Annotated in this window: 8 protein-coding genes and 2 pseudogenes; 7 read left to right on the plus strand and 3 right to left on the minus strand. The window is 72.7% G+C overall.

All coding sequences use genetic code 11. From position 1 onward, the window contains the following. Positions 1–62 precede the first annotated feature (62 nt). Entirely contained in the window at positions 63–1361 is a 1299-nt protein-coding gene (locus ACZ49J_RS18985) for a hypothetical protein (RefSeq protein WP_467449354.1), read from the plus strand. A gap of 3 nt (positions 1362–1364) precedes the next feature. On the opposite strand, the gene ACZ49J_RS18990 is transcribed toward ACZ49J_RS18985, so the two are convergent. The 3 genes and pseudogenes from ACZ49J_RS18990 to ACZ49J_RS19000 form a co-directional block, all read right to left on the minus strand. After that, on the minus strand, positions 1365–3314 hold the full coding sequence (locus tag ACZ49J_RS18990; RefSeq protein WP_467449356.1) for an APC family permease: 1950 nt from the start codon (positions 3312–3314) through the stop codon (positions 1365–1367). Positions 3315–3648: 334 nt separating this feature from the next. Then, a pseudogene (locus ACZ49J_RS18995) lies at positions 3649–4219 on the minus strand (SAM-dependent methyltransferase); the annotation flags it as partial. Then, positions 4194–4559: pseudogene (locus ACZ49J_RS19000) on the minus strand (Crp/Fnr family transcriptional regulator); the annotation flags it as partial. The pseudogenes ACZ49J_RS18995 and ACZ49J_RS19000, both read right to left, overlap by 26 nt. A 721-nt stretch (positions 4560–5280) precedes the next feature. Between ACZ49J_RS19000 and ACZ49J_RS19005 the strand changes: the two are divergent. From ACZ49J_RS19005 to ACZ49J_RS19030, 6 genes are all read left to right on the plus strand, one after another. Next, a complete protein-coding gene (locus tag ACZ49J_RS19005; protein WP_467449357.1) occupies positions 5281–6783 on the plus strand; it encodes a Y4yA family PLP-dependent enzyme in 1503 nt (500 codons plus the stop codon). Further along, positions 6780–8108 (plus strand): pyridoxal-phosphate dependent enzyme, encoded by a 1329-nt coding sequence (locus ACZ49J_RS19010; RefSeq protein WP_467449358.1) that lies wholly within the window; start codon positions 6780–6782, stop codon positions 8106–8108. Before ACZ49J_RS19005 ends, ACZ49J_RS19010 begins: the two co-directional genes overlap by 4 nt. Further along, positions 8105–9346, plus strand: coding sequence for an aminotransferase class V-fold PLP-dependent enzyme (locus tag ACZ49J_RS19015; RefSeq protein ID WP_467449748.1), 1242 nt, complete (start codon positions 8105–8107; stop codon positions 9344–9346). Before ACZ49J_RS19010 ends, ACZ49J_RS19015 begins: the two co-directional genes overlap by 4 nt. Positions 9347–9475: 129 nt before the next feature. After that, positions 9476–10246, plus strand: coding sequence for a methyltransferase domain-containing protein (locus ACZ49J_RS19020; protein ID WP_467449359.1), 771 nt, complete (start codon positions 9476–9478; stop codon positions 10244–10246). Between the two features lie 147 nt (positions 10247–10393). After that, positions 10394–12097, plus strand: a complete 1704-nt coding sequence (locus tag ACZ49J_RS19025; RefSeq protein ID WP_467449360.1) for an ABC transporter ATP-binding protein — start codon at positions 10394–10396, stop codon at positions 12095–12097. Then, positions 12094–13917 (plus strand): ABC transporter ATP-binding protein, encoded by a 1824-nt coding sequence (locus ACZ49J_RS19030; RefSeq protein WP_467449361.1) that lies wholly within the window; start codon positions 12094–12096, stop codon positions 13915–13917. The genes ACZ49J_RS19025 and ACZ49J_RS19030 overlap by 4 nt, the downstream gene beginning before the upstream one ends. Positions 13918–13923: the final 6 nt, after the last annotated feature.

Here is a 13923-nt window from a genome sequence, read left to right on the forward strand (position 1 = left end):
CTCCCGGGAGCCCGCCCCGACTGAACACACCCGAAGCCGGATCGAAGCGCGACAGGAGCGCCATGCCCACGAGCCCCCGGACGGCGTCCCCGTCCACGTCCTCCGTCTACACCTTCGTCGAGGACCTGCGCGCGGAGGGCGTGGAGCCCGTCCTCGACCGGGTCATCGGCACGTACGGCTGCGACACCCTCACCGTCGCCGCCGCCTACCACCGGGCCCGTGACGTCACCCCGCACGGGCCGGCCCGGGTCACCCTGCGCCGGGACGGCATCCACTTCCCGCCGCCGGCCGAGCTCTTCGAGGGCGCGCGGCTGGTCCCGCCGGTGCAACCCGGCGCGGACCTCGAACCCCTCCGCGAACTGCGCCTGCGCACCGCCGAACGGGGCGCAGCCCTGCACGGCTGGACGGTCTTCCTGCACAACACGACCCTCGGCCTCGCCCACCCCGGCGTCACCCAGGAGAACTGCTTCGGCGACCGGGCCGCCCCCGCCGACCTGTGCCCCGCCCACCCGGACGTACGGGCGTACGCCGTCGCACTGGCCCGGTCGGTGGCCCGCCAGGGCGTGGACGCGGTGGTGGCCGAGTCACTGCACTTCGGTACGTTCGGCCACGGCTACCACCACGAGCGCAGCTTCGTGCCCCTCGGCCCGGTCGAGGAGTTCCTGCTGGGCCTGTGCTTCTGCCCGCACTGCACCGACCGCGCCGAGACCGCCGGAGTCGACGCCGCCGCGGCGCGCGCCGCGGCCACACGCACCGTGGGACGGCTCCTGGACGGTGGCGACCGGCTGCCCGGCCCCCTCACCCTCGCCGAACTGGCCGAGAAGGCGGGGGAGTCGGGGGACGCGGTCGCCGCGTACGCGCGCACCCGCAGTGACACGGTCACCTCGCTCGCCGCGACGGTGGCGGACGCCGTGGCGGCCGAGGGCTCCCGGCTGGTCTTCCTCGATCTGACCGGCGCGGTCAAGGGCTACGCGGACGGCCTCCCGGCCGGGCCGCTCGCGGCGGACGAGGCCTGGCGGATCGGCGTCGACCCGGCGGCGGTCGGCGCCGTCGTCCCCGGCTACGGCCTGCTCGCCTACGCCCGCGACCCCGCCCGCGTCGCGGCCGACACGGTCGCCTACCGCACCGCCCTGCCGGACGGCTGCACGCTGCGGGCCGTACTACGGCCAGGAGCCCCGGACACGGACTCCGCCGAGGCCCTGGCCGAGAAGACGGCTGCGGCCACCGGCCCCGGTGGCGCGGACGCCGTCGACTTCTACCACTACGGCCTGGTCCCGTTTCCCGTGCTCGACCGCATCCCCGCGGCGCTGAGGGCACGCACGTCGCACACGGCGCGTCCGCGTACCGTCGTCAGCCGCTGATCCTCACCCCACGTGGACGCGGGGCCGGCGCGAGCGGTCGGGCTCGGCCTCGCGGAGGACCTCCCGGGTGACGGGCGCGACCTCGCCCTGACCGAAGAGGAAGAAGCGGAGGAAGTTGGCGAAGGGGCTGCCCTCGGTCCACTCGAAGTAGATGTGCGGGATCCGGCCGGTGGTGTCACGGACGTGGAGGAGCAGGGCCGCCAGTCCGTTCGGGATCGAGGAGCTCTCCAGGGTCAGGACCCGGTAGCGGCCGTGCAGGACCTCGCCGCGCACGGCGAGGCCCGCCTCGAACTCGGAGGGGTCGGTGACGGTGACCTCGACGAAGACGAAGTCCTCCTGCTCGGGAAGGTCGTTGTCCTGACGGATCTGCTCGATCTTGTCGCGGTACTCGGCGATGTCCCTGTTGTCCGGCTCGTTGGCGATGAACCGGATCCTGCGGCTGGCGACGTCCCGGACGAAGCGCTGTGCCATGTCGTCCAGTTCGACGCCGGTGACACGGAGCTCGAAGGCGCGGGCGAGCCGGGAGAGCAGGGAGACGAGGATGATACCGGCGATGAAGCAGGCGCCGATCTTCACGCCGTCGGGGCGCTCGATGACGTTGAGGACCGTGGTGTAGAGGAACACGGCGGAGATGACGGCGAAGGCGATGGTCCAGCCCCGCTGACGGGCCTTGCGCGCGGCGATCGTCACGGCGATGGCCGCCGAGGAGATCAGGACCAGCACCCCCGTGGCGTAGGCGCCGCCCTGTGCGTCCACGTCCGCGTCGAAGATCCAGGTGACGAGGAAGCCGATCAGGGTGAAGACGATCACCATGGGGCGCACGGCGCGGGCCCAGTGCGGCGCCATGCCGTAGCGGGGCAGGTAGCGCGGCATCAGGTTCAGCAGCCCGGCCATCGCGGAGGCACCGGCGAACCAGAGGATGGCGATCGTCGCGATGTCGTAGGCGGTGCCGAACGTGTTGCCCAGGTACTCGTGCGCGAGATACGCGAGGGCACGGCCGTTGGCGTCGCCGCCGGACTCGAACTCCTTCTCCGGGATGAGCAGGGTGGTGATGAAGCTCGTGGTGATCAGGAACACGCTCATGATCACGGCGGCGGCCGTCAGGAGCTTCCTGGTGTCGCGGATCCGTCCGGTCGGCTTCTCCTCCGTGTCGGCGGGGTCGCCCTGGACGTGCGGCATCACGGCCACGCCGGTCTCGAACCCGGACAGGCCGAGCGCCAGCTTCGGGAAGACCAGCAGGGCCACCCCGACCATTGCAAAAACGTTCCCGTGCTCGGCGGTGAGGGCGGAGGACCAGTCCGTGACCACATGACCCTCGCTCGCCACGTGCCAGAGCCCCGTCACCACGACGACTGCGTTGAGTCCGAGGTAGGCGCCCACGAGTACGACGGCGACGCCGATCGCCTCCAGGAAGCCCTTGAGGAACACCGCGCCCAGCAGTGCGACCAGGACCAGGGTGATGAGCATCTGCTTGTCGTGCAGCACACCGGTGAGATGGGGGTTCTCCACCAGGTGCGTGGAGGCGTCGGCCGCGGACAGGGTGATGGTGATCAGGAAGTCGGTCGCGGCGAACCCGAGCAGGGTGAGGACGAACAGCTTGCCCTTCCAGAACGTGAGCAGCCGTTCCAGCATCGAGATCGAGCCCTGCCCGTGCGGGCTCTCCTCGGCCACCCGTCGGTAGACGGGCAGCGCGCCCGCCAGAGTGACGATCACCAGCACGATGGTGGCCACCGGCGAGAGCAGGCCGGCCGCCAGGGCGGCGATGCCCGGCTGGTAGCCGAGGGTGGAGAAGTAGTCGACACCGGTCAGGCACATCACGCGCCACCACCGTTGGCCCTTGTGCGCGGCCTCGGGCTGGGCATGCGGTCCCTGCTGGTTCCCCGCCATGTCGGAGAGGCCTTCGAGCATCCACGTCCGCAACCGGCTCGGCGGCGGGTGTTCGGTGGTGGCCATCGGCGGGCTCTCCTGAGGTGCGGCTCGGTGCGGGTACGGCCGTCACCCGGACGGCGCCCACCAGCGTAAGCGGAGAGTGACGCATGGGCCTGTGGATGAGGCCCACGATGGCGTCAAGCTTGCGTTAAGACTGGGTGGTCACCGCCCAAAGCTCCTCCCGAGTGTGCATATTCTCAGACGAACCGCATCAAAACGGCCCACCCGTGCACGCGCGACCGTGCTCTCCCTCTGCGGAACCGGATACACAGCGTCATGCCGTCCGCCGCGCCGTCGCCGTGCCGGTGCAGCCGGGGACGACGCCGGCACGGCGGACGTGCGGAGCCGCCCGGCGGAATCAGACGCGGTCGGCGACGATCAGCAGGTACTGGAAACTGCCGTTCCCATAGGCGCTCAGGAAGGTGTCCTCGATGTCCGTGACCAGGTGGCCGGCCTGCTTGCGCAGCTCCCAGTAAGGAACCGTCGCGGCGGTCAGGTCCTCGACGTGGACAGGGACGAGGCGGTTGCGGGCCATGGCGCGGAAGTACTCCGAGCGCGGGTGGATGTCGCAGATGTAGTGCGCGTTGATGAGGGACACCTCGCGTGAGGCACGCCCGTAGGCGTCGTTGTAGCAGCCGGTGATCGTCACATAGCGTCCGCCGCGGCGCAGCAGCCGCGCGTGCTCGGCGAACGGCAGGTCGAGCTCCACGTACATGGTCGACTCGTTGTTCCAGGACGCCGCGTACGCGCCGGACTCGAGGCCCGTGTCGAGCATGTTGCGGTGGTGGTAGCACCTGGTCGTCGATACCGCGCTTGCGGGCCTGCTCGCCCGCGAAGTCCGCCTGCTTCCGGGAGATCGTGACGCCGTCGGCGTGGCAGCCGTACCGCAGGTGGGCCACGACACTGCCCCCACCGCGCCCGCACCCGGAACCTCGCCGACATCTCCCGCAGGGCCGCCATGTCGGAGTACCCGCGCAGAGACGGCAGTTCGGTCAGCGTCTCGGGGATCACCCTGATGTCGTCGGCGCCGTTCTGGTCGAACTGCACCCGCCCCCGGCCGACCCGCAGCCGAAGACGGCGGTTGACCCGGTAGACGCCGCCCCTGACGTCCACCCACGGCAGCATCTTGAGCAGCCATCGCGAGGTGATGGCCTGCATCTGGGGTGCGGACTTGGTGGTCGTGGCGAGCTGACGCGCCGCCTCGGTACTGAGGCTGGTGAAGTGCTGCTCCTCGGTGGCGCCTGCCGGGGAGCTCTCCGGTGCGGACACATTCCCTTCCGTTACGTGAGCGGACATGCGGAGACGCGGAGGTGCTGAGATGCGGACATGAGCGGGCACAGCCGTGGCGTTCGAGAGCGAGTGACGGGGCGTTCGTGGACGAGGGCCGCGCCGCGGCAGAACCACGGACAAGGCTTGGCGGTCTCCCTGGGCGGTTACCGCGCCGGCCGGCGCGTCCCGCGGCGCCGGGAGGGGCGGAGGTCGCGGATGCGGTGGAGGTCGAAGACGGGTTCCGGGGAGCGGGAGGCCATGACGGCACCCTGGTGACGGTGTGTGCGGCTGGGCTGTGTGCGCTGCCGGTCAAGCCAAACAGCCACGGCGGGCGGTCGGGAACAGCGTGACAGGGGCGCCTTCGTGCCACGGATACGCGGATCCGAGGCGCGGGGCAGACCTCCCGACGAACACGTGCCTCCCGCGCCGGTCGCCAGGTCCTCCGCACCCCGGCGCACGGGGCGCCCGCACACGCGACGGCTGCCTATAAGGCGCACACGCAGGCGCACGGGGGCGCCCGGGCGGCACCACGAGGGCGTTGGTGCCGGGAAGTGCGTCCAGGTGCATCCGGTGCATCCCGGTGAGACCCGGGCTTAAAGCCGTATGTGCGCGGAAATGATGTCCCCGAACGGTTGTCCGGGCCGCTGTCGACGCAGGGACGACAGCGGCTCTCCAACGCCGGGCGCCGCAGCCGGCGGCCGTGCACGGGGAGGAGCCTGTCGTGCGTGTGCCCCTGTATCTGCAGCCACGGCTCGAACCACCGCTCAGTTCCTTGCTGGAGGCCACGCCCTTCCTGTACTCACTCGCCGACGCGCTGGGCTCGCCCCTCAACGTGCTCCTGCCCGACCGGATCGCCGAGAACGCCGAGCGGTTCCGGGCCGTGTACCGCAAGCACCACCTCACGGGCCGGGTGACGTTCGCGCACAAGGCGAACCGGTCCAGTGCCCTCCTGCGGCGCCTGGCCGCCACCGACCCGGGCTCGGTCGGCGTGGACGTCGCCTCGCTGGGCGAGCTGCAGCACGCCCTGAGCTGCGGGTTCACCCCGGACCGGATCATCGCCACCGGCCCCAAGGACCCCGGTTTCCTGTGGCTCGCCGCACGCACCGGTGTCACCGTGCACCCCGATTCGACCACCGAACTCGATCAACTGGCCGACCTCGTACGGAAGTTCGCACTGCCGAAAGTCGACGTCCTGCCCCGGCTGTCCGGGTTCGACACGGCCACCGGCTCCGGCGTGTCCGGTGTGAAGGTGCTCTCCCGGCGCAGCCGCTTCGGTACGCCCATGAGTGAGGTGGGGGCGCTGCTGGACGTGCTGGAGCGGCACCGCGACGCCGTCGAACCGGTCGGCGTGGCGTACCACCTGGACACGACCGGGCCGGCGGAGAAGGCCGTCGCCCTGGAGAGCTGCGTCGCGGTGATGGACGAGTTCCGCGCCCGAGGGCTCGATCCGCGGACCGTCGACATCGGCGGAGGGTTCGGCGTCGGCTACGTCGAGGACGCCGGACAGTGGGAGCGCTACACGACCGAGCTGGCGAACGCCGTGCTGGGCACCCGGCCCGCCCTGACCTGGCGCGGGCACGGCTACGGCCTGCGCAACGAGGGCGGCACACTGCGCGGAGCCCTGGGCCTGTACCCGGCACACCGGCCGACGGCGGGCCCCGGCTACCTCGACGATCTCCTCTCCGCGCCCGCCCCCGCCTCGGGCCGCCCGCCGGCCACGCTCCTGCTGGAACACCTCTACGACCTGGCCGTCCAGCCCGGCAGGGCGCTGGCCGACCAGTGCGGCGCGGTCCTGGCCCGCGTCCTCGACGTACGCCCCACCGGCTCGGGCGACCACCTGGTGCGCGTCGGCATGAACGCCGGGGACATGAGCCTGGAGGAGCACGGCGTCCTGGTCGATCCCCTGCTGCTGTCCCGCGACGGCGGGGAAGGGAAGGGAGACGAGGAACCCAGGGGACCCGTGGGCGTCCACCTCGTCGGAAACCTGTGCCTGGAGGCCGACCTGATCACCCGCCGCACGGTGTACCTGCCCCGGCTGCCGCGCGCCGGTGAACTCCTCGCGTTCGCGAACACCGCGGGGTACGCGATGGACTTCCACGCCCACACAGCACAGCGGCAGCCCCTCGCCCGCACGGTCGCCGTGGTGCGGGACGGCGGCTCCTGGCGGTGGTGCCCGGACGAGGAGTACTGGCCGATCACGCAGTCGGGGGGACCCGCTTCATGAGGTACGACAGCATCACCGAGGCCATCGGCAACACGCCGCTGGTCCGCATCGACCCGGCCGTGCACGGCCTGACCCACATCGACCTGTACGCCAAGCTGGAGATGCTCAACCCCTTCGGCTCGGTCAAGGACCGGCCCGCGTGGAACATGGCCCGCCCGCACCTCGCGGGCGCGGCCGAGCGCGGCGAGACGGTCGTGGAGCTGTCGAGCGGGAACACCGCGAAGGCGCTGGCGCTGCTCGCGGGCCTGCACGGCCTGAGGTTCAAGAGCGTCACCAACCGCATGCGGATCCCCGAGATCAAGGAGCTGCTCCTGCTCCTCGGCGCCGAGATCGAGGAGCTGCCGGGCCGGAGCGAGTGCCTCGACCCGACGGACACCGACGACCCGCTCACCCGCTTCCACCAGGCGCTCGCCGAGCCCGGCGGCACGTATCTGCACACCGACCAGTACTTCAACCCGCGCAACACCGAAGCCCACGCGGCAGGTACGGGCCCGGAGATCATCAAGGACCTCGACGGGCGGGCCCCGGACTGGTTCGTCGCCTGTGTGGGCACCGCCGGCTCCTCGACCGGGGTGGCCCGGGTGCTGCGCGAGCACGACCCGGACGTACGGGTGCTCGGCCTGGTCGCCCACAAGTCGGACTTCATCCCCGGCATCCGCACCATCGACGAGGTGCACCAGGTCGGCCTCTTCGACCCGGCGACCTACGACACCATCGAGTCCGTGACGGCCGACGAGGCGATCGACGGCATGGTCACCCTGATCCGCCGCTGCGGCCTGCTGTCCGGGCCCACGGGCGGTGCCGCGTACCACGGGGCGGTACGCCATCTCCGGTCCGTCGACGCGGAGCTGACGGAGCGGCGGACAGCCGTCTTCATCGTCTGCGACCGGGCCGAGAGCTACGTCGGGTACGTACGCCAGCGCCGCCCCGAACTCCTCGGACGGCCGCCCCTGAAAAACTCCGCGGCGCACCTCACGGAGGCGGAGGTACGGGCGGAAGCCCCGGTCATCGACACGGACGCCGCCCGGCGGTGGATCGCCGAGGGCCACCCGGCGCCACTCGTCGTCGACCTGCGCGGACCGCACGCGTACGCCGCGCTGCACATCGACGGATCGGTCAACATCGCCGACGAGATCTTCGGCGAACTGCTGCGCGGCGGGCTCCCGTTCAGCAAACGGCAGCCGGTGCTGCTGGCCTGCCCGGTCGGCGAGAAGTCCGCCCGCTACGCCGCCCTGCTCACCCGTATGGGCCACCCCGACGTGCGCAGCCTGTCCGGCGGCATCATCGCCTGGCGCGACGCGGGCGCGCCCCTGGTCCGGGACTGACCGTGCCCGACGGCGAACCGGCCTACCCGGACGACGAGTTGAAGGAACTGGCGGCCTGGCAGCGGGACGTACGCGACCAGTTCCCCATCATCACCGCCCACCCCGAGCTGGCCTACCTCGACAGCGCGGCCACCGCGCAGAAGCCGCGGGCGGTGCTCGACGCCGTGCAGTCGTACCTGACGACGTCGAACGCCAACGCGGGCCGGGGCGCCTACCCGTGGGCCAACCGGACGACCGCGCTGGTCGAGCGGACCCGGCGACGCGTCAAGGAGTTCCTCGGCGACCCGGACCCCGACTCCGGCCGGTCGGCCGTCCACTTCACCGGCGGCACCACCGAGGGGCTGCGCACTGTCGCCCGCGACTGGCTCACCACCCACCTCGCCGACGGGGACGAGATTCTCGTCCCGTACGCCGACCACCGGGCCAACCTGCTGCCCTGGCTGGAGGCCCAGCGACTGCTGGCGGAGCGGGGCGTCGGCATACGGGTGCGTGCGCTGCCCTACCAGGCGGAGTCCGGCGACTACGACCACCGGGCACTGGCCGGGGTCGTCGGGCCGCGGACGCGCTTCGTCGCCGTCACCCACGTCCACCATGTGTACGGCGGTGACATGAACGTGCACCGCGTCCGCGCCGCGGTGGGTCCCGGGGTCCCGATCTGTCTGGACGCCGCCCAGAGCGTCGGCCATCTGCCCGTGTCCGTGACCGAACTCGACGTGGACTTCGTGGTCTTCTCCGGGCACAAGGCGCTCGCCCTGCCCGGGACGGGAGCCGTGTGGGCCCGCAACGACCCCGCGCGCGGACCGGAGTTGCGGCCCGGTGGCTGGCAGGGCACACCCAACACCGTGGGCATCGCCTCCCTGGCGGCCGCGCTCGACTGGCTGGACGCGGCGGGCACGGACCGGACAGCCCGCTGGGGCACGGCCCTCGCGGCCCGGCTGACCGACGGGCTCCGCCACCTCGCCCCGTACGAGATCCTGGGCTGCCAGGCGAGTCTGGCGGCCGACTCCCCAGTGCAGCGGCGCCACGGCATCGTCACCTTCCGGCACCGGGACATCCCTTCGGACGACCTCGGTTTCATCCTGTTCAGCCACGGCTTCATGGTCCGGGCCGACAGCCTCTGCCAGGCCGGCACGGACGAGACGGACCCGACCCACGGCTCGGTGCGGGTCAGCGTGCACGCCTACACCACGGTGGAGGAGGTGGACCGGCTGCTGTCCGTACTCACCGAGCTGGCCTGACCCCGGCTCCGGCCTCGGCGCATCTCCTTGGTCACCCCATCGAACCGAAAACGTGAATGGGAACCGTTTTCACCTGTAGGGTCCTGATCATCTGCGGACCATACGGGATGGTGAGGTGACGCGCGGCCGATGGGCGTGAGCATGGCGACGGCCAAGCTGTGGGTGGAGCGCTGGGAGCGCCAGCAGGAGCGGTACGCCCTCGACCGCGAGGAGCGCTTCACGGTGATCGCCGACGTCGTCGAGCACGTCACGGCCGGCCGGCGAAGTCCCCTGCTCCTCGACCTGGGCTGCGGTCCCGGCTCCCTGGCCGCCCGGCTCGCCGCCCGCCTGCCGGGCGCCGAGATCGTCGCCGCGGACATGGACCCACTGCTGCTCGAACTCGGCCGCACCCACCACCCGTACGCCGCCCGCTATGTGGAGGCCGTGATCGGCGACGACGGCTGGACCGACGCCCTCGGGCTGCGCCGCCCCCTGGACGCGGCCGTCTCGACCACCGCCCTGCACTACCTCTCCGAGCCGGCCCTGCTGCGGACCTACCGTCGGCTCGCGGCGCTGCTGCGCCCGGGCGGCGCCGTCGTCAACGGCGACCACTTCGCCCAGGAGTGCCCGCCCTGCTCCGCCCTCACCGCGCATGTCGCCCGCCGCCGCGCCGAACGCTCCCGTGCGCACGGCCACGAGGACTGGGAGTCGTGGTGGAAGGCGGCGGCCCGGGACCCCGAACTGGCCGACCTGTTCGACCGGCGCGGCAGGCGTCGGGCGGCGCTCGGCAACCACGGCGGCAACGGCAACGGCCTGACGCTCGCCCGCCACGCCGAACTGCTGCGGCAGGCGGGCTTCGAACACGTCTGCCCCGTCTGGCAGTTCGGAGACAGTCACGTCCTCGTCGCGACCAAGGGCTGACGCGATGCCGGCTTCGGACGGTCTTCCGGTTTCTCGGTGAAGTCGCCTCAGGCCGAGCCGCCGCGGGACTGGCCCACGGCGAGAAACATGGTTAGCCTTACCTAGATTCTTCATGAGGGTCACCTGTGAACGGTTTCCGGAGGACGCGTGAGGCGAACGGACCCGCCGGGACGGGACGTCCTGTGGGGCGCGGTCGGGGGACAACGCCGAGCCGTCGTATGCGGGGCAGTCCTGGGCATGGGCCACCAGACGGGCGAGGCCCTGGTACCGCTGCTCATCGGACTGGCCATCGACCGGGGCGTGGTGGATGGAGACGTCTCCGGCCTGCTGCTGTGGCTCGGAATCCTGGCCGCCGTCTACGTCGGTCTCTCCGCCGGCTTCCGCCACGGCGCCCGTATCGGCGAGCGCGCCTCCCTCGCCGCCGCACACCACCTGCGTACGGCACTCGTCGCACGTGTCCTCGCCCAGGAGGGCGGCGCCGACGACGGACGGCTGCCCGGAGAACTCGCCAACACCGCCACCGAGGACGCAAGGCGGGTCGGCGCCGTCACCATGGCCCTCGTGCTCGGCATCGCGGCCGCCACCGGAGTGCTCGTCAGCGCGGTCGTCCTGCTGAGCGTGTCCCTCACCCTCGGGCTCCTCGTCCTGCTGGGCACCCCGCTGCTGCTGTGGCTGGGCCACCTGCTGAGCAAGCCCCTGGAGCGGCGCAGCGAGACCGAGCAGGAGCGCGCGGCACGCGCCTCCGGCGTCGCGGCCGACCTCATGGCCGGGCTGCGGGTGCTCAAGGGCATCGGCGCCGAACCGGCGGCCGTCGCCCGCTACCGCCGCATCAGCCAGGACTCGCTGACCGCCACCCTGCGCGCGACCCGCGCCGAGGCCTGGCAGAACGGCGTCGTCACCCTGCTCACCGGCGCCTTCCTCGCCCTGGTGGCGCTCGTCGGCGGCCGGCTCGCCGCACGCGGCGACATCGCCCTCGGTGAACTCGTCTCGTCCGTCGCCCTCGCCCTCTTCCTCATGGGCCCCCTCTCCGTGTTCTCCTGGGTCAACGCGCAGCTCGCACAGGGCCGTGCCTCCGCGGCCCGCATCGCCGAGGTCCTCGGCGCCGAGCCCGCCGTGACAGCCGGCCCCTCGGCCGACCGGCCCGTGCCGCGCCGGGTGGAAGGCCGGCTCCGGCTGCGCGGGCTGTCGTACGGAACGCTGCGCGAGGTGGACCTCGACATCGCCCCCGGCGAGACCGTCGGCATCGTCACGAGCGACCCCGCCGACGCATCGGCCCTGCTGCGCTGCCTCGGCCGCCGCGCCGACCCCGACGCCGGAGCCGTGGAGCTCGACGGCACCGACCTGTCCACGCTCGGCCTGGCTCAGGCGCGCGCCGCGATCCTCGTCGCCGAACACGACGCGGACCTCTTCGAGGGCACCCTCCTCGACAACGTCACCGCCGCCGCACCCGCGGAAGCCGACATCCGCACCGCGATGGCCGCGTCGAGCACCGACGAGGTCGCCCGCTCCCTGCCCGACGGCGCCGACACGGCCGTCACCGCGCGCGGGCGCTCACTCTCCGGAGGCCAGCGCCAACGCGTCGCCCTCGCCCGGGCGCTGGCCGCCGACGCCCCCGTCCTCGTCCTCCACGAGCCCGCCACCGCCGTGGACGCCGTCACGGAGACCCGGATCGCCACCGGGATCAAGGACGTCCGCACGGGCCGTACGACCGTCCTGGTCACCAACAGCCCCGCCCTGCTCGCCGTGACCGACCGGGCCGTCCTCCTCGACGCCGGCCGCGTCGCCGCCACCGGCGACCACGACCACCTGGTCCACGACCGCGTCGCCTACCGGACGGCGGTCCTGACATGACCGGCAACCGGGCGAGGCCCCGCACCGACTCACCGGCGCTGCCCGTCGCCACGCCCGCGCGCACCCGCGCGGCCGTCGCCGAACTCGTGCGCCCCCACCGGACACTGGCGCTGACCGCGTTCGCCGTCCTGGTCGGCGCCACCGCCGTCGGCCTGCTCACGCAGCCGCTGCTGGGCCGGATCGTCGACCTCGCCGCCGACCGCGGGTCCGCCGACGCCATCACGACCACCGCGGTCCTCCTCGTGGCCGTCGCCGTGGCGCAGGGCCTCAGCACCGGGCTCGGCCTGTCGCTGGTGTCCCGGCTCGGCGAGACGACCCTGGCCCGGTTGCGCGAACGGTTCGTGGAACGGGCCCTGCACCTGCCGCTGGAGCGGGTCGAGAAAGCGGGCTCCGGAGACCTGACGGCGCGGGTCACCGCCGACGTGTCCCTCATCGCGGAGGCCGTACGGAGCGCGCTGCCGGAACTGGCCCGTTCCCTCCTCAGCATCGTGCTCACCCTGGGCGCCCTCGCCCTGCTCGACTGGCGGTTCCTGCTGGCAGCGCTGCTCGCCGTGCCCGTGCAGGTGGCCACCGCGCGCTGGTACGTCACCCGCGCGATCCCCCTGTACGCCGAGCAGCGCGCGGCCGGCAGCGTCCAGCAGCAGCAACTCCTCGACACCATCGGCGGCAGTTCCACCGTGCGGGCGTTCCGGCTGGAGCGGGAGCACATCGAGCGCGTCACCGAGCGGTCCTGGTCCCTGGTGGGACTGACCATGCGCGGGGTGCGGCTCGTCCTGGGCTTCTACAGCCGGCTGCACATCGCCGAGTACATCGGGCTCACCGCGGTCCTCGTCACCGGCTACTGGCTCGTCCACGCCGGTTCGGCGAGCATCGGCACGGCGACCGCCGCCGCCCTGTACTTCCACAGCCTGTTCGGACCCGTCAACGCCGCCCTCGTCCTGCTCGACGACGCCCAGTCGGCCACGGCGGGCCTGGCCCGGCTCGTGGGCGTCACCGACGAGCCCCCGCCCCCGCGGCCGGCCCGTCCCGCCGTGCCGGAGACCGCCGAAGTCACCGTGCGGGGAGTCGGCCACGCGTACCGCACGGGGCATCCGGTCCTGCACGACATCGACCTGACGGTCCGCCACGGCGAGCGAGTGGCCCTCGTCGGCGCCAGCGGCGCGGGCAAGACGACCCTGGCCCGGCTCGTCGCCGGAATACAGCCGCCCACCAACGGAACCGTCCGCATCGGCGGCGTCCCACCGACCGAGCTCGGACCGTCCGCCACCCGCCGCACGGTCGCCCTGATCACCCAGGAGACCCACGTCTTCGCGGGCCCCCTCGCCGACGACCTCCGCCTCGCGCGACCCGACGCCACCGACGACGAACTGCGGTCCGCCCTCGACCGCGTCGACGCCCTCACCTGGGCCGAGGCGCTGCCCGACGGCCTCGCCACGGTGGTCGGCGACGGCGGGCACCGCCTCAGCGGCGCGCAGACACAGGCCCTCGCCCTGGCACGGCTGATCCTCGCCGACCCGCCGCTCGTGATCCTCGACGAGGCCACCGCCGAAGCGGGCAGCGCCGGAGCGCGCGCCCTGGAGAAGGCGGTCGCCCGAGCCGTGGACGGCCGCACCGCGCTGATCGTCGCCCACCGCCTCAGCCAGGCGGCAACCGCCGACCGAGTCGTCGTCATGGAAGCGGGCCGCGTCGTCGAGACCGGCACCCACGACGAACTCCGCGTCGCCCGAGGCCCGTACGCGGCCCTCTGGAAGGCGTGGTCGGACCACAGGGACACGAACGACGCCGGTTCCGCCCCTGCCGACCCCCGCGACACCGGCTGAGAGGCG

This window comes from Streptomyces sp. NPDC030840 (assembly GCF_055572015.1).

Bases quoted from the DNA above. Each gene is read 5' to 3' on its own strand.
- ACZ49J_RS18985 (WP_467449354.1), top strand. From the start codon at position 63: ATGCCCACGAGCCCCCGGACGGCGTCCCCGTCCACGTCCTCCGTCTAC.
- ACZ49J_RS18990 (WP_467449356.1), bottom strand. From the start codon at position 3,314: ATGGCCACCACCGAACACCCGCCGCCGAGCCGGTTGCGGACGTGGATG.
- ACZ49J_RS19010 (WP_467449358.1), top strand. From the start codon at position 6,780: ATGAGGTACGACAGCATCACCGAGGCCATCGGCAACACGCCGCTGGTC.
- ACZ49J_RS19020 (WP_467449359.1), top strand. From the start codon at position 9,476: ATGGGCGTGAGCATGGCGACGGCCAAGCTGTGGGTGGAGCGCTGGGAG.
- ACZ49J_RS19030 (WP_467449361.1), top strand. From the start codon at position 12,094: ATGACCGGCAACCGGGCGAGGCCCCGCACCGACTCACCGGCGCTGCCC.